The 19,783-nt window shown below is 71.3% G+C and carries 22 protein-coding genes, 1 tRNA gene and 1 pseudogene; 11 read left to right on the top strand and 13 right to left on the bottom strand.

Going from position 1 to position 19,783, the window contains the following annotated elements:
- Window positions 1-75 precede the first annotated feature (75 nt).
- On the top strand, window positions 76-1,197 hold the full coding sequence (locus tag ACZ6TD_RS32415; protein WP_471343814.1) for an asparaginase: 1,122 nt from the start codon (window positions 76-78) through the stop codon (window positions 1,195-1,197).
- Here ACZ6TD_RS32415 and ACZ6TD_RS32410 read toward each other — a convergent pair.
- The 4 genes and pseudogenes from ACZ6TD_RS32410 to ACZ6TD_RS32395 all read right to left on the bottom strand — a co-directional run.
- Window positions 1,184-1,352, bottom strand: a pseudogene (locus ACZ6TD_RS32410) (LysR family transcriptional regulator); the annotation flags it as partial. The gene ACZ6TD_RS32415 and the pseudogene ACZ6TD_RS32410 overlap by 14 nt on opposite strands.
- A 127-nt stretch (window positions 1,353-1,479) precedes the next feature.
- Window positions 1,480-1,767, bottom strand: coding sequence for a hypothetical protein (locus ACZ6TD_RS32405; RefSeq protein WP_471343812.1), 288 nt, complete (start codon window positions 1,765-1,767; stop codon window positions 1,480-1,482).
- A 915-nt stretch (window positions 1,768-2,682) separates the two neighbouring features.
- Window positions 2,683-3,078 carry a hypothetical protein gene (locus ACZ6TD_RS32400; RefSeq protein WP_471343809.1) on the bottom strand — a complete coding sequence of 132 codons (396 nt, stop codon included), beginning with the start codon at window positions 3,076-3,078 and terminating at the stop codon, window positions 2,683-2,685.
- Window positions 3,079-3,240: 162 nt separating this feature from the next.
- Complete coding sequence (locus ACZ6TD_RS32395) at window positions 3,241-3,501, bottom strand: hypothetical protein (RefSeq protein ID WP_471343808.1); 261 nt, start codon at window positions 3,499-3,501, stop codon at window positions 3,241-3,243.
- A gap of 148 nt (window positions 3,502-3,649) precedes the next feature.
- Between ACZ6TD_RS32395 and ACZ6TD_RS32390 the strand changes: the two genes are divergently transcribed.
- Window positions 3,650-4,165, top strand: a complete 516-nt coding sequence (locus ACZ6TD_RS32390; protein WP_471343805.1) for a hypothetical protein — start codon at window positions 3,650-3,652, stop codon at window positions 4,163-4,165.
- Window positions 4,166-4,644: 479 nt separating this feature from the next.
- Here ACZ6TD_RS32390 and ACZ6TD_RS32385 read toward each other — a convergent pair whose 3' ends face one another.
- Window positions 4,645-5,988, bottom strand: coding sequence for a hypothetical protein (locus tag ACZ6TD_RS32385; protein WP_471343803.1), 1,344 nt, complete (start codon window positions 5,986-5,988; stop codon window positions 4,645-4,647).
- 25 nt (window positions 5,989-6,013) lie between these two features.
- Window positions 6,014-6,472: a hypothetical protein gene (locus tag ACZ6TD_RS32380; protein ID WP_471358224.1), complete on the bottom strand. Its 459-nt coding sequence runs from the start codon at window positions 6,470-6,472 to the stop codon at window positions 6,014-6,016.
- A gap of 63 nt (window positions 6,473-6,535) precedes the next feature.
- On the opposite strand from ACZ6TD_RS32380, the gene ACZ6TD_RS32375 reads away from it, so the two are divergent.
- From ACZ6TD_RS32375 to ACZ6TD_RS32355, 5 genes are all read left to right on the top strand, one after another.
- On the top strand, window positions 6,536-6,781 hold the full coding sequence (locus ACZ6TD_RS32375) for a hypothetical protein (RefSeq protein ID WP_471343800.1): 246 nt from the start codon (window positions 6,536-6,538) through the stop codon (window positions 6,779-6,781).
- Window positions 6,778-7,374 (top strand): hypothetical protein, encoded by a 597-nt coding sequence (locus ACZ6TD_RS32370; RefSeq protein WP_471343798.1) that lies wholly within the window; start codon window positions 6,778-6,780, stop codon window positions 7,372-7,374. Before ACZ6TD_RS32375 ends, ACZ6TD_RS32370 begins: the two co-directional genes overlap by 4 nt.
- Window positions 7,371-7,616 (top strand): hypothetical protein, encoded by a 246-nt coding sequence (locus tag ACZ6TD_RS32365; protein WP_471343796.1) that lies wholly within the window; start codon window positions 7,371-7,373, stop codon window positions 7,614-7,616. The genes ACZ6TD_RS32370 and ACZ6TD_RS32365 overlap by 4 nt, the downstream gene beginning before the upstream one ends.
- A gap of 250 nt (window positions 7,617-7,866) precedes the next feature.
- The gene (locus ACZ6TD_RS32360; protein ID WP_471343794.1) at window positions 7,867-8,010 is read left to right on the top strand and encodes a hypothetical protein; all 144 of its coding nucleotides are present in this window, start codon (window positions 7,867-7,869) and stop codon (window positions 8,008-8,010) included.
- A gap of 262 nt (window positions 8,011-8,272) precedes the next feature.
- Complete coding sequence (locus ACZ6TD_RS32355; protein ID WP_471343792.1) at window positions 8,273-8,734, top strand: glycine-rich domain-containing protein; 462 nt, start codon at window positions 8,273-8,275, stop codon at window positions 8,732-8,734.
- 355 nt (window positions 8,735-9,089) lie between these two features.
- On the opposite strand, the gene ACZ6TD_RS32350 is transcribed toward ACZ6TD_RS32355, so the two are convergent.
- Together ACZ6TD_RS32350 and ACZ6TD_RS32345 are read right to left on the bottom strand one after the other, a co-directional pair.
- Entirely contained in the window at window positions 9,090-9,290 is a 201-nt protein-coding gene (locus tag ACZ6TD_RS32350) for a helix-turn-helix transcriptional regulator (protein ID WP_471343790.1), read from the bottom strand.
- Window positions 9,291-9,714: 424 nt separating this feature from the next.
- Window positions 9,715-9,786, bottom strand: a tRNA-Val gene (locus tag ACZ6TD_RS32345).
- A gap of 316 nt (window positions 9,787-10,102) precedes the next feature.
- Between ACZ6TD_RS32345 and ACZ6TD_RS32340 the strand changes: the two genes are divergently transcribed.
- From ACZ6TD_RS32340 to ACZ6TD_RS32330, 3 genes are all read left to right on the top strand, one after another.
- Window positions 10,103-11,446: a hypothetical protein gene (locus ACZ6TD_RS32340; protein WP_471343788.1), complete on the top strand. Its 1,344-nt coding sequence runs from the start codon at window positions 10,103-10,105 to the stop codon at window positions 11,444-11,446.
- A gap of 78 nt (window positions 11,447-11,524) precedes the next feature.
- The gene (locus ACZ6TD_RS32335; protein ID WP_198274369.1) at window positions 11,525-11,758 is read left to right on the top strand and encodes an FmdB family zinc ribbon protein; all 234 of its coding nucleotides are present in this window, start codon (window positions 11,525-11,527) and stop codon (window positions 11,756-11,758) included.
- Between the two features lie 245 nt (window positions 11,759-12,003).
- The gene (locus tag ACZ6TD_RS32330) at window positions 12,004-12,849 is read left to right on the top strand and encodes a DUF4383 domain-containing protein (protein WP_471343785.1); all 846 of its coding nucleotides are present in this window, start codon (window positions 12,004-12,006) and stop codon (window positions 12,847-12,849) included.
- Here the strand turns inward: ACZ6TD_RS32330 and ACZ6TD_RS32325 are convergent.
- The 3 genes from ACZ6TD_RS32325 to ACZ6TD_RS32315 form a co-directional block, all read right to left on the bottom strand.
- Window positions 12,806-13,468, bottom strand: a complete 663-nt coding sequence (locus ACZ6TD_RS32325) for an O-methyltransferase (protein ID WP_471343782.1) — start codon at window positions 13,466-13,468, stop codon at window positions 12,806-12,808. The two genes, ACZ6TD_RS32330 and ACZ6TD_RS32325, sit on opposite strands and share 44 nt — an antisense overlap.
- A gap of 105 nt (window positions 13,469-13,573) precedes the next feature.
- Window positions 13,574-14,266 carry a response regulator gene (locus ACZ6TD_RS32320; RefSeq protein ID WP_471343781.1) on the bottom strand — a complete coding sequence of 231 codons (693 nt, stop codon included), beginning with the start codon at window positions 14,264-14,266 and terminating at the stop codon, window positions 13,574-13,576.
- Window positions 14,257-15,435: a sensor histidine kinase gene (locus tag ACZ6TD_RS32315; RefSeq protein WP_471343779.1), complete on the bottom strand. Its 1,179-nt coding sequence runs from the start codon at window positions 15,433-15,435 to the stop codon at window positions 14,257-14,259. The genes ACZ6TD_RS32320 and ACZ6TD_RS32315 overlap by 10 nt, the downstream gene beginning before the upstream one ends.
- A gap of 133 nt (window positions 15,436-15,568) precedes the next feature.
- Here ACZ6TD_RS32315 and ACZ6TD_RS32310 point away from each other — a divergent pair, with 133 nt between their 5' ends.
- Complete coding sequence (locus tag ACZ6TD_RS32310) at window positions 15,569-16,192, top strand: DedA family protein (RefSeq protein ID WP_471343778.1); 624 nt, start codon at window positions 15,569-15,571, stop codon at window positions 16,190-16,192.
- On the opposite strand, the gene ACZ6TD_RS32305 is transcribed toward ACZ6TD_RS32310, so the two are convergent.
- Entirely contained in the window at window positions 16,161-17,021 is an 861-nt protein-coding gene (locus tag ACZ6TD_RS32305) for an HAD family hydrolase (RefSeq protein ID WP_471343775.1), read from the bottom strand. The genes ACZ6TD_RS32310 and ACZ6TD_RS32305 overlap by 32 nt on opposite strands.
- On the bottom strand, window positions 17,018-19,732 hold the full coding sequence (locus ACZ6TD_RS32300; RefSeq protein WP_471343773.1) for a phosphoribosyltransferase: 2,715 nt from the start codon (window positions 19,730-19,732) through the stop codon (window positions 17,018-17,020). The genes ACZ6TD_RS32305 and ACZ6TD_RS32300 overlap by 4 nt, the downstream gene beginning before the upstream one ends.
- Between the last annotated feature and the right edge of the window lie 51 nt (window positions 19,733-19,783).

Here is a 19,783-nt window from a genome sequence, read left to right as displayed (position 1 = left end):
TGCGGAATGTTTCTTTCCGCCGCATCCGTCCAGGTCGTGGCAGTGCACATCCCGCCGAGGAGAAGAACGCCGCCCATGCGCATGCTCACCCGCCGTTCCACCGTGCTGCTCACCCTCCTGACCGCCGCCGTCGGCACGACCGCGCCGGTCGCCGGCGCGGAACAGGAGAAGAAGGCCCTTCCGAAGGTCGCCGTCATCGGCACGGGAGGCACCATCGCCGGTGTCAGCAAGAGCCGGGTGTCCTTCCAGGACTATGAGGCGGGCAAGCTGCCGATAGCGAAGCTCGTCGGCGACCTCAAGCCGGAGGTGGACTCCGTCGCCGACGTCACCACGGAGCAGTTCGGCAACAAGGGCTCCAGCGGCTACTCGATCGCCGACTACCGCCGGCTGACAGCCACGGTCGACGCCCAGTTGGAGAAGAACGACGCGGCCGTCGTCACCACCGGCACCGACACGATGGAGGAGTTCGCGTACTGGCTGGATCTGACGGTCCGCAGCGACAAGCCCGTGATCCTCACCGGCGCCATGCGCCCGTGGACGGTGATCGGCACGGACGCCCCCGCGAACCTCTACAACGCCATCCACCTGGCCGCCAGCCGGAAGACGACCTGCTACGGCACCGTGCTGATGCTCAACGACCAGATCCAGGCCGCCCGCGAGGTCCGTAAGACCAACGCCCTGCGGATGGACACCTTCACCAGCGGGGATAGCGGTGAGCTCGGCGTCATCGACCAGGACAACATCCGGCTGAACCGGGCCCCCGCCCGGATCCAGAAGTGCGGGAAGAAGACCTGGAAGACGCCGTTCGACCTCGACCGGATCGCCAAGAAAGCGCTGCCGAAGATCGAGATCGCTTACAGCTACCAGGACGCGAGCGGTGACGCCGTCAAGGCGTTCGCCGACTCCGGCGCGGACGGCGTGGTCACCGCCGGAACCGGTGCGGGCGGCATCTCCCCGGCCATGTCGAAAGCGCGCGAGGACGCCGTCAAGAACGGTGTGCTGTTCGCCTCCACGACCCGCACCGGCAACGGCTCCGTCTACGACGACCACACCGACGGCGTCATCGGAGCGGAGGACCTGACCGCGCAGAAGGCCCGTCTGCTGCTCCTCCTCTCGCTCGCCGCGACGGATGACCAGAGCCAGATCCGGAAGTGGTTCGCCACCCTGGGCACCGCGCAGTTCATCACCCGGCGGTAGGGGTCAACTTCGCGCAGCTGCGGGCGACGGTACCGGCGAAGGCCCGGCGGCGGAGGGAGCGCGTCCCAGCGGCGTACGGCCCAGCCGACCGGCAGTGGCGGCGGCGCGGGGACGGGCACCGGAGGCAGAGGCCGGCCGTTCCCGGCCCCCGGCAGCCCCGCCGTCCCCCGTCCTCAAGGCCACCCGGCAGGTCAACGCGGCCGGGCGCGGCGAGCTATAGGACGAGATCGCCAAGGCGGCCGACAGCGCCGGCTGACTGGCCGCCTCCTGGTCCGCGACCCCCTACGCGCCAACCACGTCCCTCTTCCGCTCTGCGTCAGTGTGCGCCTTGCCCCGGATCAACGAACCTTCTTCCTGCTCGTAGTGGGACAGAGCAAGGCCGAGGCACATGAAAGTCGGTGCCCATTCGCCAACGAAGATGCCCCACCGGTCGGCACGGTCGAGACCCCTGCCGGGCTCGGCGCGGAGGGATGCGGTCCAGGTGAGAACGGAGAGGCCGATGGAAACGATTCCGGCGGTGTAGGCGTGTTCGCTGCGCAGCCCCATGTCGTGGAGCTTCTTGATCGCCATGGTGCGCTCCTTTGGGAGATTCCCCCTTCGGGCTCGCCTCGTGTGCCCTGCCTGCGGTGAGTGACACAGATGGGAGTTACCAGATGTCGGGGCTGCCGCCGCGCCGCGTCCAAGGCTGGTCCGATCGTGGTACCTAGCGGCACCCGCGCAGGCAGACGCCTGCCTCGAGGGTGCATTCGAAAGGGCGTGCTTCACAAGCTACGGCGACTACTTCGACTTCTTCGTGGACGACACTACTGTGCCGCTAGGGGATCGTTATATCGAGTGGCGGACCTCCTACGGTCGCACCGGTTACTGCATAGCCGAGCCGGACGACTATCACACTGTCTGCAACTACGACATGAAAGAAAACCAAAGGGTTTACTTCAAAATATGCACAGAACATGGAAGCGTGATCGGGTGCACGCGGGAAGTCTCCAGTTCTACGTAGCCTGATCGTCGGCGAGCGTCGCGGCGGCACCGGCTGACCGTGCCACGGTCGCCAACCGCGAGCAGCGCCGCGAGCGAGCCCACCACGGGCTGATCCCGAACGACCGGATCGACGAGGTACCCGGCCCGCTCGCGGTCCTTGGGCAGGCAGCGCTGCGTTCCGGGCTGGAGCTGCTGGCCGAGGGCAGCCGATGGGCCGGGAAGTCGAAGGCCGTGCGGGAGGTGCGCGCGAGCGAGTACTGGCGGCAGGCCGTACGACTGCTGTGGATCGGGGTAGGGGTGCTCGTGCTCGTCGCGCTGGTTGGTCCACGTATCTTCTGATCGGCCCATACTGGGCGGGTCGCGTGCCCGTGCGGGGTAGCTCAGCCAGCTCAGAGCAGCCGGGCGCGGTCCCGGCGGTCGCGGATTCGAATCACCATTCCCTGATCGCGCGCATACGCGGCGCGGCCCCGATGCTCTGCGCGTCTGGGCCGCGTTAGGTGGTTTCTACGCGACCGAGTACCACATGTTCCACTGTCCGGTCTGCGTCTCCCCCTTGACCTGTACCACCCAAATACGCACCGTTTGCCCTTCGGGGAGGTTGCCCGTCTTCCAGGGACTGCACCAAGGCGAGTTGTGTCCCTTTGTGTCGACCGTGCGGTCAACCGTGCCGTTGTTGTCCTCGTCAAGCCAAACTGCGATCCCCCAGCCATCGGCGGTGTCGTCACATGCCTTGATGGCGTCGCCCGGAAGGTTTCCAGTGGGGTCGGCGCTCCACAGCCCGTACCCACCAGGGATGTTAAGGCGCGCTTCTGCGTGCGCTTGCCCTTGTAGGCCCAGCACGAGCCCTAACGCGCCGAGCACGCTGAATCCGAGTCTGACGTAACGCCTGGACTGCTTCATGCTGCCCCCTCTGCTTGTTGCGGCAGTCGCTTCAATCGCACGCTGTCATGACAGAGGCCGGAAAGCTTTAACCGTCGGTGCACACTTCTTTGACGATGCGTATCCCCGAGCGCGGCGAAGCCCCACCTCGATCCCCGCGAGGTGGGGCTTCATGCTGCGCGGCTACTCCTCGGCCTTCTTGTCCTTTAGGTCCGTCCGCTCGCCCTGACGGGACTTGCGCTTCCGGAAGTACGGAACGGCCGCACGCCAGTCCACCGCCTGAGCCCGGCCGATCTTCACGACCGGGGGGAAGTCTGGATCGTCCCTGCTCAGCTGCGACACGCGCTGATGACTCATCGAGGGGACGACGCCCTCGGCCACGAGTCTCCGTGCGAGCTCACGGAACGACACCATCTCAGCCCCTCCTCCGACGTCGTCGGCCATGAGCACCATCCTCCCTGACTTCCCAGCCATATGGCTAGGAAGTCGCCACTCTCGAAGTGGCAACAACAAAGCCCCCGGCCCGGCGCTGGAACGCCATATGGGCCGGGGGCGGACCCACCTGCAACAGCGACGAAGAGGCAGGTCCGCCATGGATCGTATCGACCCCACCCCGGCCCGGGGAGCCCGCCGCGACGAGCACATGCCCGCCGCACCCGACCCGGCCTGGCACATCCGCCACGCCCTCACCGCACTCGCCCGCACCACCCCCGGCCGCCGCCGGATCATCCAGACCGCCGCTCAGGAGCTCGTCCGCGAGCGCGACGCGTACCGCGCCAACCCCACCGGCGCCCTCTACACGCTCCACGACTCGCACGCCACGTGGGGCCGACGGCTCACCACGATGCTCGGCCTTCCCGGACTGACCGGCGCCGAGACCGAGACCATCGCCCGCGCCATCCGCGCCGAGACCGACACCCCCGCCCGGCAGCTCACCGCCGCCGGGCCCGCATCGACCACGAGTCGCAGCGCGCGGAGCAGCTGCGCGCGGAGGACGACCGGCGCGGCGCCGCCGTCACCACCCTGGCGACGGATGTGCGTCGGCTGCGCACGCAGATCAAGAGCGCAGGGCGGACGCCGGTGGCGCCGGATCCCACACAGGCGGTGAAGGATCTCCCGGAGAGGGCCGAGGTGCCGGTGCCGATCCCGGGCCCGAAGGGGGACCCCGGGGCGCCGGGCAAGGCCGGAAGCGACGGGGCGCCCGGGAAGCCCGGAGTCACGGGCCAGCCTGGTAAGGACGGCCAGCCGGGGGCGTACGGAGCCGATGGCGCGGCGGGGCAGGAGGGGCCGCAGGGTGAGCCTGGTCCGGCTGGACCGCAGGGGCCCGCGGGGCCGCCGCGTGCGGATGGGAAGGGCGGCCGTGATGGGGCCGATGGCCGGGACGGGCAGACCTGCCCGGATGGGTACAGCCTCCAGGCCCCGGCCGATGATCCGGATGCCCTGGTGTGCCGGAGGGATGGCGCACCGCAGCCTCAGCCGGAGCCGACGCCGAGCGGGTCGACGCCGGCTGCGCTCGCGCCGGACCGGCGCCGTCTCTGATACGTGAGCCCCCTTTGGCCTTCGGGCTGAAGGGGGCGTTTCGTCGTGTCAGCTTCCCAGTACGTCGATGAGGTGATCGTCCAAATCGGCGACGAAGCCCTCACGCCGCCACGGACGCAGCTCCTTACGGGCCTGGCGCAGACGCAACGCCGGTACACGTCCACCGGTGCTGGCTGCCGAATCGACGCAAGCGTGCAGGAGGTCTGCGGCCCGCTCTGGCGCATCGAGGCGAATGCAGGCCAGGGCCTGGTCGGTGGAGACGATGGCCCGCTGCACCCGCTCGCGTGGCGTGTCCAGGGCTTCCGCGCTGCTGGCGAAGACGTCGTGAGCGACCGCCGCATCTCCTACGTACAGTTCGCACAGGCCCTCGAAGCCGCGGAGATGATCAGCGGTGAAGCTCGTTGGTGCCGGATCCCCGTCTATGTCGCGGTCGAGGTCGTACCAGGCGAGCGACAGCGCGGTCTGCGCGTGCCGCTCGGCGCCCGACCGGGCTGCGACCTCGGCCTGTAGCGCGTGTGCTCGGGCCCGTACGCGGACGCTGTCTCCCGTACGCGCATCGCGCACCGCAGCATCGACCAGCCCGCGGGCCGCTTCGACGCCGGGGGTTGAGTACAGCGTGACCAGGGCGTGGCTCATGTGAACGACGGCCCGCCGCCACCGTGCGTCGAGCTGTCCGGCCGTATCGGTGGCGGCCGCGTACAGCGCGCGTGACGCGAGGTCGTCTCGGGTCTCGAATGCCAGCCGCCCGCCGAGGGCATACGCCTGCGCCGCGACCGTGCGCAGCTCAGGCAGCAAGGGGGCGGGGACACCTCCGGTCAGGAGCCGTCGGCAGGACTCGATCACGGGGGCGAGTAGTAGCTGGAGCCGAGCGAAGGGCAGCGAGCCGACTTGCGCGTTGACGTCGCCCACTGCTGTCCGTAGCCCGTCGAGCAGGACCTCATCGACGTGTGCCGGATCGGTAAGCGCAGCGGCGATGGAGAGTCGCGTTGTGGGCCCGAGGAGGGCAAGCAGCCCGGTCCCATCACCAGTGGCTGTGCGAATCAACAGCGCGCGGAGAGCGCTCAACCGGGCCTCTGCCTCTCCCAGGTGGGCCAGTGCGTCAAGCAGCTCGGCGAAGTCGCTGCCCGGCCCGAGCGCGATATGCCCGTCAGCACCTCGGGCGTAGAGGTGTGCGAGCAGCAGCTGGTACCGGTCGCTGGGGAGGATGGGGCGCGTGGCGCTCTCCCACCGGGCTACCGATCGCTGCACGCTCGCTGCAGACGAGTCGAGAGGTTGGCCAAGACGGCGTGCTGTGGCGATGAGCGCCCTCGCGGTATCGGCCAGAGACCAGCCTCGCGCCTTCCGGAGAGCCTTGAGGGCGGCAGCGCCGAGGAGCGTTTCGCACGTGCTCATGCCCTCATCATGCGGGTGATCCGCGTCACACGGGCACGATCAGACGCGCTTTCGCCTGTTCGGCACCGTAGATGAGGGTTTGCCACGTCCCTGATGTACCGTGCGGCCCCCCGAGGGGGAAGCCGATCACCATGTCGGAGCGGTCGACCATCCACCGGTTTCGGGCGTGGAAGGCCGGGCTGCGTAGCTCTCCCGCGCCGAGTTCGACAACTTCTGTGATGCGGTCGCGGCTGCGGGCGATGGCTTGTCGCGCCTCGGCGGGCTGCTGCCGGACGGTGCCGGGGACGACGATGGTGATCTGCGCGTCGGAGTTCCCGGCGAGCCAGAGCAGGGACAGGCTGTCGATGCCCTTGGCGCCGCCGATGTAGAACCGGGTTTCGGCAGCGGCGAAGGGAGCGAGGTAACTGGTGAACAGCACGGCGTAGCTGGCGAGATCGCGATGTGCTGTCGACCGAGTGCCGGTGATGGCCACAGCCCGAGTCATGATCCACTCCGTGTCATAGGTTGTCATATCCCGTCGCGAGTGCCGGTGCGATGACATCGATGCATGGACGCATCCGGTTACCGCGACCTCGCCGATCGACTGAAAGCCTACGGACTGTCGATAGTGGCGAAGGGCGCCCAGCTGTGTGTGGCGAACCCGCTCAACGCCAACCTGGCGGAGGAGATTGCCAGCCAGGGGGGACGCTACGTCACCACCTGGGGATATGAGCTCGGCGAGCGGGGTGACGAGAGCGGTACCGCTCTTCGTCTCGCCTTTCTCCTCGGCGCGTCTCCGGGAGGCGCGGTATGACAACCAGAACCCTGCCGTGGACACCGCCGCCCGCCGTGGACGTCGAGGCGTTACCCGCGGGCAAATGGTGGGACGCCGTCCGCGCAGCCACGACCATCGGCGAGCGCGCCCTGGAGCTGCTCGGCGACGAGACCGGCGCCGTCGTCCAGGACAAGTACGGCACCCTGTACTGGTTCGTCGAAGTGGGCGCCGCCACGAGCTGGCACCTGCGGCAGGTCCGCGTCCTCACTGAGCTCGCCGACGAGAGCACCTATCTCGGCGTGCCCCCGGCCTCCTGGACCGAGGGCCCCAAGACCCACTGGCGCGTGCCCCTCTCGGCCGACCACTACCTGACCGACGCCTGGAAGCTGTGGGGGGCACTGACCGAGGCCGACCGCGCCGAGTACGGCCGCAGGCCGGAAGGCCGTCAACTCTGCTACCGCTGTCAGCTGCCCACCGACGAGCCCATCCCGGTCGAAGTGGAAGATGGCCGCAGCGACGTCGGCAAGGTCACCTATGCCTGCCCTCCGCACGCGCCGCTCTATTCGAAGCGCCGGCCGCGGACCCTCACCAGCGCGACCGCGGTCGAGCACGAGGGGCGGCGGTCCCGATGACGACCTGCCCACAGCCCTCCCTGCTTCCAGGCATCGAGCTACCGGATCCCGAAACCCTGACCGGGCCCCAACTGCGCGGCTGGAACTGCGCCCTGTGCGGGCAGCGGCTCTTCGCCGACCAGCTGCTCGGCACGGTCGAGTGGACCTGCGGCGGCGTCACCAAGGAGAGCGTCGAACTGTACGTGTGCCGGCCGCTGTGCGACGAGGCTGGTGCGGCTCGGCGGGGTGGTGGTCACGGGTGAGCGCCTGGAGGAAATCGTCGTCTCCTCAAGAGCGCGCCGCGTGGGCCGAGCAGCGTATCCGCGCGGCTGGCTACGTGCCTCTGGTCCCGTACCCGGGTTACGCGCGATTGCCCTGGAAGGCAGCGTGCGCGACATGCGACACGGTCCGCTATCCCACAGTGACGGACGTACTGCAGGACTGGTGCAAGCACGTGCGGCGCGAGCAGCCACCCCCGCCCCGCCGGAAGCGGGAACGTCCGGGAGGCACCGAATGAGGCACCGTCGGCATTCGCCCGCCGCGCGGGCCGGGCTGCTCGTCTTCCGCGCCACGCGGATGGGTCTCCTGCTCTGCGTGATCCCTGCGCTGCTGGTGCTCGCGGTCTGGCTCTGCTTCGCGGGCACGCCGGACCCATAGACCGGGTGGGCCGTCGGCGGCCCGGGGATGCCCCGCCCCGGGTTTGGCTTCGCCGCTGGCGGCCCACCCTTCCCGGCACCCTGCGGTCGGTGCAGCCAGGCACACGGCCGCCGGCCGCAGGGCAGGGACTCCGGCCCCCGAGATGGGGATCGACGAGGGCCGGAGTCCCCACACAGAGAAGCCCCCGCCCCGGGCGCGCGCTTGGACGGCCAGCGACCGGGACGAGGACCACGCACCACCCCATCGAGAGAGAGGCAGGCGCATGACCGAAGCTACCGCCTTATTGGTCGGCGACGACCGCGCAGGCGTCATCAAGACCGTCATGGACAACAACGCCGGCATGGCCGAGGACATGGCCGGTCGTATCGTCGACGAGGCCACGAAGTTCGTGATCGCTGCCTCGTGCTCCCCGGGGCAGAACCTCACCCCGTCGCGCGTGGTGGACGAGGGCTGGCACGCCCTGATCCTGCACACCCACCTGTACTTCCGCCTGTGCGAGCAGCGAGGAGGCTACGTCCACCACTCGCCCGGGTACAACCCGCGGAACTACGACGCCTCGATCCTGGAGCGTACGAAGAGCAGGATCGGAGAGCTGGGCTTCTCTGTCGACTCCGAGCTGTGGGGGCCGCCCGGTGAGGACCCGGTCGTCGTGGCTGCCAAGTGCCAGCACACGGAGGAGTGCGCCATCATGCCGATGCCGCCGGACCCCGGCCCCACGGAGTGAACTTCGCCCGGTACGGCCGACGCGCTCGGCTGGCGGCCATAGGGTCGCTCCAGGAGGTTCAGCATGTTGATCAACTGGACTGACCCGCGGTACCGGGGTGTCGTGAAGACACTTCGAGCGCTCCGCGAATGCACCGGGCGACCGGTGAAGGGATTTGTCATTCCGGATCATGGCAGCGCCCAGAGCGCGGGCCGGAAGGACTAGCCCGTCCAGCGCCTCCGTCCGCGCGTCGCTCCTGTGGCGCGCGGGCGGGGACGCCGATCTTCCATCACTGTTCGACGGCACGTAACACGTACCTGCCGGTAGTCGCTGTCCGAGTCGGCATCTAATTGGGCAACGCACGGATCAGCAAGGCTCAAGGACCACAGTCGTGGAACAGGCGGAAAGACGGCACATCGAGCGCCCTCGCCAACCTGGCGATCTGGTCGATGGACGTCGGGTACCGGCCGTTCTCGATCCTGGAGGTGGTCTTGTTGTCCAGCCCGGTGAGGGCGCCCAACTGCATCTGCGCCAGCTCCCGCTCATGGCGCAGTGCGCGGAGCCGCTGCCCAACCATCCAGCGGTGTTCCTGAATCCAGGGCGGAAGATCGCCGGGCGGCACCTTCCTACGCTCGGGCGATCACGCGGAGAAGTCCTTACCGCATGTGGTAAATCGCAGACTGAGCCCCGGGGCGGTTACGTTTACGCACTGGCGCCCCCGCCGACAATCGCGGCAGGGGCGCTCTCCCGTGGTATGGCCCTCCCCGGCCAGGGACCACGGGCTCTGCTGAGGCAGGAATCGGCGACGCTGGATCAGGAGCAGCGGCGCCCCTCGGAGTCTCACTTTACGAACTGCGTATCCCTGTCGCACAGGGTTACACCTCGTTGCAAAGCATGGCCCTTTGGGGATGTGGCATCTATGTGGCATCCGAGCACGAACCACCCCTCAACCCAGACGGATCGAGGGGCCGAATCACGCTCTCACCTGCGGTCATTCACTGTGGGCGCAGACGGGTTCGAACCGCCGACATCTGCCTTGTAAGGGCAGCGCTCTACCGCTGAGCTATGCGCCCCAGGGGGCTGTCAGCCTACAGGGTTTCCGGGGTGGTGCCGCAATCGTGGGGATGGGCGGGGAGGGGGCCACGGAGGGGGCGGACTCGGGTGGGAGAAGTCCGCAGATCGCGAACCGAACCGAGCGCTGTGCTCGTCAGTGTCGGGTGGGAGAATGACATTCGGACCTGGGCGATCCATCGGGAGCGGGAAGTGGCGGCGTCATCTGCAGAGTCTGCGCGTCCAACGCGCCGTCCGCGTCGTCCGGCCGACCGCGTTGCCCCAGTCACCCCAGTCGTCCCCGTCGTTGCTTTTGCCCGTCTTGCCCGGCTCGTCCGTGTGCGTCGGTCGCGTCAGTCGCGTGGTCCCTCCGGGCTCGGGCTGGTGTTGCTGCCGGTGCCGCTGTTGGTGGCGGTGGGGTCGTTGTCGTTCGCCGGCGGGGGCGGGGGGCGGCGGTGGTTCGGGGGGCGGGGGGAGAGTCAGCGGGCGGAGGCGCAGGCGGCGAAGGATGCCGCGGCGGCGGCGTTCTACGAGTTGGACACCGCGCAGCGGGATCTGCGGATCTCCATCGAGACGATCACCGCCGTGGACGATTCGCCCGCCGCGCGCCGGACGGCGGACGACTTCTCGGCGCTGGAGCGGCGGATCGACCAGGTCAGCCAGGACTACATCACCGCGGTGGACGCCCATGATCTGGACCGGGACGATCTGGACGGGGCGACGGCCTCCCGGGCCCGTGCCGATCTGACCAGGGCGAAGGAGGCGCTGGAGCGGACGAAGGCGGATCTGGACCGGTTCGCGCAGGGGCTGGGGCCGCTGCTGGAGCAGGCCGAGACGCGGCTGGCGCGGCTGGCGCCGGCGGTGGAGCGGGCGCGGCAGGCGCTGCTCGCGGCCAGTAACGCGCTGGACGCGGTGCGTGCGTCGGGGCTGCGGGCGGACGATCTGGCGGCCCGGCTGGCGGCGCTGTCGCCCGAGCTGACCAAGCTCAATCAGGGGGCCGGGCAGCACGGTGTGCAGGAGACCCTGCGGCGCGCCGATGACGTGCTGCGCAGGGCCGAGGCGGTGCGCGGGGAGGCCGAGCGACTGCCGGAGCGGGCCGCGGAGATCGACAAGCGGCTGGTCTCGCTGCGCACCCGCGCCCAGGCGATCACCACCCGGGCCGCCGGGGTCGAGCCCGTCCTCAGCGAGCTGCGCCGCCGCTACACCGTGGCCTGCTGGCAGGATCTGCAGCCCGTTCCCGCGCAGGCGGCGCGGGATGTGGCGCAGGCCGAGGAGAAGCTCAAGGAGGCGCAGGCGGCGCGCGAGGAGCAGCGCTGGCCGGATGCCACCGCGCTGCTGGCCACCGTACGGGCGCTGCTGAACAGCACGGACGAGGCCGTCTCGGCGGCCGGGGACCGGCTGCGGCGGCTGGACGAGGTGTCGTACGACCAGCAGAAGGAGATCGAGCGCACCCGGTTCGCGATCCGCGACGCGCAGCGGCTGGCCATGGCCGGGCGCAGCACGCCCGACCCCCGTCACGCCCGCCCCCTGGACGACGCCGTGGAGCGCCTGGACCGGGCCATCGCGGGGCTGGAGGGACGGCATCCGGACTGGTGGCACTTCCTCTCCGAGACCGAGGCCGTACGGCAGACCGCCGCCCGGGTGGTCCAGGAGATCCGGGACGAGCGGGGTGGGGGGCATTGAGCGCGTTGGGCCCTGTGCGGGCCGCACAACCCGCTCATTCGGGGGGCTGACCTGCGGCTCGGTGGTTATGCTCCTGCCATGCCTCGCTATGAGTACCGCTGCCGCGCCTGCGGCACCACCTTCGAGCTGAACCGGCCCATGGCCGAGTCCTCCGCTCCCGCGTCCTGCCCGGACGGACACGACGACACGGTGAAGCTGCTCTCCACCGTGGCGGTCACCGGCGCCTCGTCCTCGTCGTCCTCCGCCTCCTCGGCCCGGCCCCCGTCCGGCGGTGGCGGTGGCGGCTGCTGCGGCGGCGGCTGCTGCGGTTGAGCCGCGGTCGAGCTGCGGTTCAAGGCGCGGTTGAGCCACGGTTCAAGCCGCGGTTGAGCTGCGGTGCAAGCCGCGGTTGAGCCCTGGGGGACCGGGGCGGATCCTGGAGGTACGTGCCCGTGCCGCGCCTCCGGTGGTGCGCGCGCACGTCGTGTACGCGCCGGTGACGTGGCGGTCCACGGGTACGGCCTCGGCCGCGAAGAGCGCGCGGCCGAGGTCCGGCGCCAGCAGCAAGGAGGCCGGAGATGGCTACGGGCCGCCCCTCCCCCATCGGTCCTCACCCCGCCGGAGTCGCACGGCACTTCCCGGAGCGGATCGGCGCGCACACCACGCTCGACGAGCATCTGCCCGTCGATCACCGGCTCAGCAAGGTCTATCGCGTCGGCGCCGGGCTCATGGGGCTGGTGCTCGTCGCCTTCGGCATCCTGGGCCTGATCCACCGGGTCGGCTTCTTCGACACCGGCGGGAACACGGTCGCCGGGCTCAACACCAACGGCACGCTGAGCGTGCTCTCCATCGTCATCGGGCTGTTGCTGTTCATCGGCATGCTCATCGGCGGCAACTTCGCCTCGACGCTCAACATGGTGCTCGGGCTGCTCTTCCTGCTGAGCGGGTTCGTCAATCTGGCGCTGCTGGAGACCCCGTACAACTTCCTGGCGTTCCGGATGCAGAACGTGCTGTTCAGCTTTGTGGTGGGGCTGCTGCTGATGTGGTTCGGGATGTACGGACGGGTCAGCGGCGGGCTGCCGCATGACAATCCGTACTGGGTGACCCGCCACCCCGAGCAGGCCGAGCGCGAGGCCGCCCACGCGCGTGAGCTGATCGCCGCGCGGGAGCGCGCCGCGATACGGCGCGGTACGGACGTCCAGCCCGGCACCCCGCTCACGCCCGGTGCCCCGGGCGCCCCGGGCGGGCCCCTTGAACGGCCCGGTCAGCCGCCCGGCAAGTGGGGCGAGCTGGATCAGCCCGGGGGCACCGAGCCTGCCGGCCGGCCCGAGCCCCCCGGGCGCTGGGCCCGGGTCCGGCAGCGGATCCGCGACCGGCGGCTCAGCCGACCCGGCGCGCGAGCGTCAGGCCGTCGGCGACGGTGAGCATGACCGCCTCCATCCGGGCGTCCGCCGCCACATGGTCGTTGAACGCCTGGATCGCGGCGCCCCCGGGCGATGGCGCCGCCTCCATGACCTGCGCGTGGTAGAAGACGTTGTCCGCGACGATCAGACCGCCCGGGTTCATCCGCGGGACCAGCTCCTCCCAGTACGGGATGTAGTTCTGCTTGTCCGCGTCGAGATAGGCGAGATCGATATGGGGCTCGGCGGGCATCGCGCGCAGCGTGTCCAGCGCGGGCGCGATCCGCAGGTCGATACGGTCCGCGACACCGGCCTTGGCCCACGCCTTCCGCCCGTACGCCGTCCACTCCTCCGACACATCGCAGGCGATCAGCTTGCCGTCGACGGGCAGCGCCTGGGCCATCGCCAGCGCGGAGAAGCCGGTGAAGGTGCCGACCTCCACGATGTGGCGGGCGCCGGTCAGCCGGACCAGGAAGGCCAGCAGCGGGGCCTGTTCCTCGGCGGACTGCATCCCGGCGTGGCCGGGGAGGTCGCGGTGGGTGACCTCGACGAGCTCGCGCAGGACCGGGTCGAGCGGCGGATTGTGCCGCAGGACGTAGTCGTACAGCTCGGCCGTGATCGGTGTGCTCTTGCTCTCGGCCATCACGGCCTCCCTTTCGGCTCCTCGGCTCCCCGACCGGTTCCGTTCCGATCCGATCTGTTCCGACCGGGTTCCGTTCCGATCCATTCCGATCCGATCCGTTCACGTTCAGCTTCCCAGATAGCGCAGTACGGCGAGCACCCGGCGGCTGTACCCCGCGTTCCCCGGCAGTTCGAGCTTCTCGAAGATGGCGTTGATGTGCTTCTCGACCGCGCTGCGGGACACATACAGCCGCTCGGCGATCGCCGCGTTGGCGTGTCCCTGGGCCATCGCGTCGAGCACCTCCCGCTCGCGCGGGGTGAGGCGGCTCAGCGGATCGGTGCGGGTGGAGCGGGCGAGCAATCTGCGGACCACCTCCGGGTCGAACGCGGCGCGGCCCGTGGCGACCCGCTCCAGCGCGTCGAGGAACTCGTCGACCTGCACCACCCGGTCCTTGAGCACATAGCCGACTCCCCCGGACCGCGCACCGGAAGGCCCGGACGCGTCAGCCCTCTCCTCGGCTCCCTCCCCCGTCAGCAGTTCCGTCGCGTACCGCCTCTCCACGTACTGCGACAGCACCAGCACGCCCACCCCCGGCCACCGCCGCCGGATCTCCAGCGCCGCCCGCAGCCCCTCGTCCGTATGCGTCGGCGGCATCCGTACGTCCACCACCACCGCGTCCACGTCCGGTGCCGCCTCGACCGCCGCCACCAGCGCGGTGCCGTCCCCCACCGCCGCCACCACCTGGTGCCCCTCCTCGGCGAGCAGGCGCACCAGCCCCTCGCGGAGCAGCGTCGAGTCATCGGCGAGGATCACCCGCACGGCACACCGCCCAGGGACGGGGCGGGCAGCTCCGCGGTGACGGTGGTGGGGCCGCCGGGCGGGCTCACCACGCTCAGCCGGCCGTCGAGGGCGGCCACCCGGCGGGCCAGGCCGAGCAGACCGCCGCCCGCCGGGTCGGCGCCGCCGGTGCCGTCGTCGGTGACCCGGACGGTCAGCGTGCCCGGGGCCCCGGCGGTCAGCGCGACGTCGACGCGGCCCGCCCCCGAGTGCTTGAGCGCGTTGGTCAGCGCCTCCGCCACCACGAAGTACGCGGCGGTGCGCACCGCCGTGACCGGCTCGGCCGTGAGCCCGTAAGTGAGCCGTACGGGGATGGCCGAGCGCTCGGCGACCGTCTCCAGGGCGATCCGCAGCCCGGCCTCGTCCAGCGCGGTCGGATAGACCCGCCAGGCCACCTCGCGCAGTTCGTCCAGCGCCTGGCGGCTCTCCTGGTGGGCCTGCGTCAGCAGGGCGCGCACCTTGGCCTGGTCCTGGCTGCGGCGGGCCCGGCCCAGCAGCATGCCCAGCGCCACCAGCCGCTGCTGTACGCCGTCGTGCAGATCGCGCTCGATGCGGCGCCGTTCGTCGTGGACCGCCTCGACGACCCCGGCGCGGCTGGCGGCCAGCTCCTCGATGCGGTGCCGCAGCGCGTCCTGGGTCTCGGGGCCGAGGACGCCGCGCGCCAGCCGCGCCTCGAGGTCGGCCACGCCGAAGACCCCCTGGACGGCGAGGAACAGCAGGAAGAGGCCACCGATACCGCTGGTCACGACGCTGACCAGGTCGTGGAAGGCGTAGCCGAGGAGCCGGCCCCACAGGAGGAAGGTGCCGTAGGCGATGCCGGTGAGCCCGGCCAGCAGCACCAGCCCGCCCAGCAGCCCCACGGCGGTGCGCGCCACGAGATAGCGCAGCGCCTGGCGGCCCCCGTAGTCGGAGGTGACCTCGATGTCCAGGAACCGGGCCAGTCTGCGGCGCTCCAGCTCGGTCAGCCGCGCGGCGCCCGCCGTGAACGGCCGCAGGACGCACTGCCGCGCGCCCGGCCAGGGCACGGACAGCAGGGTCAGCCCCACCGCCACCAGGAACGGCAGCGCGACGAGCGCCGTACCGGCCCCCGCCAGCAGTCCGGCGGCGAGCCGCGCCGCGCGCCGCGGCCATCTCCCCGTGGTGGCACCCATGGTGGAAACGCTAGCGGCCCAGGCCGGCCGGGACACTGAGGATTTCCGCAGGTTGCCGGTGCGGTGGACGGCCGGGGAACCGGAGGGTCCACCTCATGGCCGCGGGGTACGGCCGGTTCCTAGCGTTCCGGCCATGACTGATCGGATCACCGACTGGGCCACCGGCCTGATGGACGCCCTCGGGGCGCCGGGTGCGGGCGCCGCCATCGCCCTGGAGAACCTCTTTCCGCCGCTGCCCAGTGAGGTGATCCTGCCGCTCGCCGGGTTCGCGGCGGGGCAGGGGCGGATGAGCCTGGTGGCCGCGCTGCTGTGGACGACCGCCGGTTCGGTCCTGGGCGCGCTCGCGCTGTACGGGGTGGGCGCGCTGCTCGGCCGGGAGCGGACCGTCGCCATCGCCGAGCGGCTGCCGCTGGTCAGACCCGCCGATATCGACCGGACCGAGCGCTGGTTCGGACGTCACGGCACCAAGGCGGTCTTCTTCGGCCGCATGGTGCCGATCTTCCGCAGCATGATCTCGGTTCCGGCCGGTATCGAGCGGATGCCCCTCCCGGTCTTCCTCGTCCTGACCACCCTCGGCAGCGCGATCTGGAACTCCGTGTTCGTCCTGGCCGGTTACGCGCTGGGCGACAACTGGCGCGACGTCACGGACTACGTCTCGGTCTACTCGAAGGCGGTGCTGGGCGCGGCCGCGCTCGCGGTGCTGGGCTGGGTGGCGGTGCGGCTGGTCAGTCCCGGTCGCGGGAGACGGCGCGGATGATCCGGCTGCGGGCGCGCGCCCAGGTGACGGAGGAGCGTTCGCCCAGGGCACGGACGATGGCCTCGCCCGCCGCGACGCCCTTCTCCTCGACCACGGTGAGCTGGGGCGCCGACCAGCCGATGTCGGCCAGTTCGCCGTGGCCGGGGCGCCAGGCGCGGTCGGCCGCGAGCAGCAGATCGGTGTCGAGCAGCGAATCGCCCGCGGCGAGCACCTCCTCGGCTCCGGTGCGGCTCTTGATCTCGGCGACGGCCGCGCTCTTGGTGAGCGGCTTGGGCACGGCGTAGATCTTGCGGCCCTGGAGGGAGACCGTCCAGCCGCGCGGGTCGGCCCACTGGGTGAGCTCCTTGACGTACCCCTCGGGCAGCAGCTCCCGCCTCACCACGAGATAGGCGAACAGCTCCTCGGCCACCCGCTCCTTGAGCAGCCAGGCGGGGTCGGCGGTGGCGCTGAGGTGGGCGCGCACCTCCTCCAGGGGGGCGCATCCGTCGTCGAGGGCGCCGCGCACCCGCTGGTGCCAGTCGGCGTCGGGCTCGCCGTCGACCAGCAGCTGGCCGCCGTTGGCGCAGATCGCGAAGCGGGGGGCGGGGCCGGGGAGGCGGATGCGGCGGTACTGCTCGACGGTGCGAGTGGTCGTGGGGACGAAGACGGAGGTGCGGACCAGCTCGGCGAGCAGCCCGGCGGCGGTCTCGGTCAGGTACGACAGCGGCTTGCCCTCGTAGGTCTCGACGCACAGCAGCCGCGGGGCCTCGGCGTCCGGCATCTCGAGGCCGAGGGCTGCCGCGGAGTAGATCAGGGTGCGGTCGAGGTCGCTTGCCACCAGAACGCTCATCGTGCCGCCACCGTTCTCTCGTGTCTGCCGGCGGCGATGCCCGCCGTGTTCGCGGTGTTCGCCTTGTCGGCCGTCTCCTCGGAAGCCGTGCCGACCGTCTTTCCGTCGGCCCCGGTGGCGCCCCGGGTGTAGCGCGGGTGGATCAGCCCGACGCAGGTGTACGGGAGGTCGTCGGCCTCCTCGACCGGCACTCCGCGCTGCTCGGCGAGCAGCCGCACATGGTCCAGGTCCGCGCCCGCGCCGCGCTGGGCGAGGATCTTCCACGGGACGCGGCGCAGCAGCACCCGGGTGGTCTCGCCGACGCCCGGCTTGACGAGGTTGACGTCGTGGATGCCGTACTCCTTGCTGATCCGCTCGACCGCGGCCCAGCCCTCCCAGGTGGGGGTGCGGTCGGTGGCCGCGAGCCGCTCGGCGTCGGCCAGGGCCGCCTCGGCGACCTCGGCGAACCGGGCCGAGACGGTGTCCAGGAAGTACTCCGAGACGTCCGAGCCGGCGAGTTCGCGGTAGTACTTCGCGCCGTGGAAGTCGTCCGGGCCGACGAGGTCGGCGCGGAGCACGGTGCGCGATATCAGCCCGGAGACGGTCGAGTTGAGGCACGCGGAGGGGACGAGGAAGTCGTCCCGGGTGCCGTAGGTGTCCACACAGCGGCCGGGGTCGGCGAGGACCGCGATCCGCGGATCGAAGTCCGGGTACGGGGCGAGGGCGTCCGACAGCTCGCGGGTGATGGCGCCCTTACCGGTCCAGCCGTCGACGAAGACGACGTCGGACGGGTCGTGGTGGTCCGCCAGCCAGCGCAGCGCGGCGGTGTCGATGCCGCGGCCGCGCACGATGGAGATCGCGTAGTGCGGCAGGTCCAGCCCGTGGGCGTGGCGCGCCCAGCGGCGCATCAGCACCCCGACGGGGGTGCCGGCGCGGGCGAGCGAGACGAGGACGGGGCGCGGGGAGCGCTCGGCGAGCACGGTCTCGGTGACCGCGCCGACCGCGCGGGCGATCCGGGCGGCGGAGGTGTCGAGAGCGGCCCGGAACAGCTCCTGGTAGCGCTCGCTCGGCTGGTACTCCACGGGCAGCGACTCGGCGTAGTGCGCGCCCCCGCTCTGGATCGCCTCCTCCCGCTCCTCGGTGGGCGCTTCCAGGGTGACGTGGGAGAAGTCCTGGAGCAGCCAGCCCACCTCTTCGGGGGCGTAGGAGGAGAAGTCCGGCCCGCGCAGGGGCTCGTACGACGGTTGGTGCATGAGCGGTGCCTGTCGTTCGGGGACGGTGCGGGGGATGGGTGGGGTCTGGGGGCGGTAGGACGGCACCACGGCCAGCACCAGCCGGTCCGTGTGCGCGCTCAAGCCGGCGAGCAGCCCGTCGGGGGCGTGCAGCGCGGGCGTGTCGGCGGTCGAATCGACGACGGCGAGGATGGCGTCGAAGCGGCGGTCCGGGTCGGCGCCGGGCGCCACGTTGTACGCGTAGCGGGGCCCGGGGCCGTCGGCGGGCTCGTCGTGCGCGGGGAAGGTCAGCCGGGTCCTGATGGCGTATCCGGGGTCGTCGACGGCGAGCACGGGCGAGCGGGTGGTCGTCGAATACCGCACCTCGACACTGTCGAGCACCTCGTCCAGCGCCTCCGCGATCCGCAGCGGCGCGTACATCAGCTCCTCGAACCCGAGGACGAGGACACGACGGAGGGGGCGGGGCGGGGCGGGGGCGTCCGGCGTCGTCTCCAGGGCGGCCGCGAGGCGGGTGGCCATGGTGGGGAGGGCCGCCTCGAGGCGGGTGCGGTGGACGGGGGCGAAGCCGTGGCGGCCGCCGTCCGGGAGCCCTTCGGGCCAGCCGAGGTCCACGCGGACGACCTCCGGGCCCGCCGGGGGTCCCGTGGGGGCGGGCGCGGCCTTACGGTCCTCGGCAGCGGCCTTACGGTTCTCGGCGGCCGCCTCGTACGCGGCCACCAGCTCCGCGCCGCGCTCCAGGACGTCGTCGGGGAGGTGGACCGCTCCGGCCGCGGCGGCGACCAGGTCGACGCGGGCGCCGAGGTCGGCCGCGAAGGCGTCCAGGCGGGCGCGGTCCTCGGGGGAGCGCATGTCGACCAGGGCGACCACCACGTAGTGGTCGCGGGGGAAGCGGCGGTGGAGGGCGGCGATGGTGTTGAGGACCGTACGGCCGGTGGAGAACTCGTCGTCCACGAGGACCAGCGGGCCCGTCGAGGCCAGGAACCCGGGGTCCTCGGGGAGCAACAGATGGGAGGTGGCGTGGCTGTGCTCCTCCTCGAAGCCGCCCACCGTGGCGACGCCCGGGACCGGGCGGCGGGTGGAGTGGAGGTACGGGGCGAGGGCGAGCCCGTCGGCCACGCTGTGGCCGAGGCCGGTGGCGGTCTCCGCGTACCCGAGCACCACCGCGCGCGCCGCCGCCTCGTCGCCCAGCAGCTCCCGCACCCGGCGGCCGAGCCGCACACCCGCGCCGTGGACCGTGGCGGGGCGCTGCGGAACGTGCTTGCCGAGCACGTTGGAGACCAGCAGATGCGCCCGCTTGGGGTTGCGCCGCAGGGCGAGCCCCAGCAGCTCACGCAGCTCCGCGCCGCCGTCGCCGTTGCGGCTGCCGACGCCATTCCGGCCGCCGACGCCATTCCGGCCGCCGTCCCCGCCCTCGGCCCCGGCCCCGGCCCCGGCCCCGGCCAGCCGTACTCCGAGCCGGTCCGCGACCCACTGTCCCGACCACACGTCGCCCACGCTCACGCCGCCCTGCGCCTCGTTTCCATCGTTCCTCGTCCCCGGGCCCGTACCGGG

The sequence above is a fragment of the Streptomyces yongxingensis genome (genome assembly GCF_055597465.1).
Note: the sequence above shows the minus strand (reverse complement) of the source record. Positions and strands in the feature narration are given on the sequence as shown.

Excerpts from the sequence above, each read along its gene's own strand:
- ACZ6TD_RS32370 (WP_471343798.1), top strand. The coding sequence starts at position 6,778 with ATGACAACCAGAACCCTGCCGTGGACACCGCCGCCCGCCGTGGACGTC.
- ACZ6TD_RS32325 (WP_471343782.1), bottom strand. The coding sequence starts at position 13,468 with ATGGCCGAGAGCAAGAGCACACCGATCACGGCCGAGCTGTACGACTAC.
- ACZ6TD_RS32335 (WP_198274369.1), top strand. The coding sequence starts at position 11,525 with ATGCCTCGCTATGAGTACCGCTGCCGCGCCTGCGGCACCACCTTCGAG.
- ACZ6TD_RS32360 (WP_471343794.1), top strand. The coding sequence starts at position 7,867 with ATGAGGCACCGTCGGCATTCGCCCGCCGCGCGGGCCGGGCTGCTCGTC.
- ACZ6TD_RS32375 (WP_471343800.1), top strand. The coding sequence starts at position 6,536 with ATGGACGCATCCGGTTACCGCGACCTCGCCGATCGACTGAAAGCCTAC.
- ACZ6TD_RS32400 (WP_471343809.1), bottom strand. The coding sequence starts at position 3,078 with ATGAAGCAGTCCAGGCGTTACGTCAGACTCGGATTCAGCGTGCTCGGC.
- ACZ6TD_RS32315 (WP_471343779.1), bottom strand. The coding sequence starts at position 15,435 with ATGGGTGCCACCACGGGGAGATGGCCGCGGCGCGCGGCGCGGCTCGCC.
- ACZ6TD_RS32350 (WP_471343790.1), bottom strand. The coding sequence starts at position 9,290 with ATGGTTGGGCAGCGGCTCCGCGCACTGCGCCATGAGCGGGAGCTGGCG.
- ACZ6TD_RS32390 (WP_471343805.1), top strand. The coding sequence starts at position 3,650 with ATGGATCGTATCGACCCCACCCCGGCCCGGGGAGCCCGCCGCGACGAG.
- ACZ6TD_RS32355 (WP_471343792.1), top strand. The coding sequence starts at position 8,273 with ATGACCGAAGCTACCGCCTTATTGGTCGGCGACGACCGCGCAGGCGTC.
- ACZ6TD_RS32405 (WP_471343812.1), bottom strand. The coding sequence starts at position 1,767 with ATGGCGATCAAGAAGCTCCACGACATGGGGCTGCGCAGCGAACACGCC.
- ACZ6TD_RS32380 (WP_471358224.1), bottom strand. The coding sequence starts at position 6,472 with ATGACTCGGGCTGTGGCCATCACCGGCACTCGGTCGACAGCACATCGC.
- ACZ6TD_RS32310 (WP_471343778.1), top strand. The coding sequence starts at position 15,569 with ATGACTGATCGGATCACCGACTGGGCCACCGGCCTGATGGACGCCCTC.
- ACZ6TD_RS32305 (WP_471343775.1), bottom strand. The coding sequence starts at position 17,021 with ATGAGCGTTCTGGTGGCAAGCGACCTCGACCGCACCCTGATCTACTCC.
- ACZ6TD_RS32395 (WP_471343808.1), bottom strand. The coding sequence starts at position 3,501 with ATGGCCGACGACGTCGGAGGAGGGGCTGAGATGGTGTCGTTCCGTGAG.
- ACZ6TD_RS32330 (WP_471343785.1), top strand. The coding sequence starts at position 12,004 with ATGGCTACGGGCCGCCCCTCCCCCATCGGTCCTCACCCCGCCGGAGTC.
- ACZ6TD_RS32415 (WP_471343814.1), top strand. The coding sequence starts at position 76 with ATGCGCATGCTCACCCGCCGTTCCACCGTGCTGCTCACCCTCCTGACC.
- ACZ6TD_RS32385 (WP_471343803.1), bottom strand. The coding sequence starts at position 5,988 with ATGAGCACGTGCGAAACGCTCCTCGGCGCTGCCGCCCTCAAGGCTCTC.
- ACZ6TD_RS32365 (WP_471343796.1), top strand. The coding sequence starts at position 7,371 with ATGACGACCTGCCCACAGCCCTCCCTGCTTCCAGGCATCGAGCTACCG.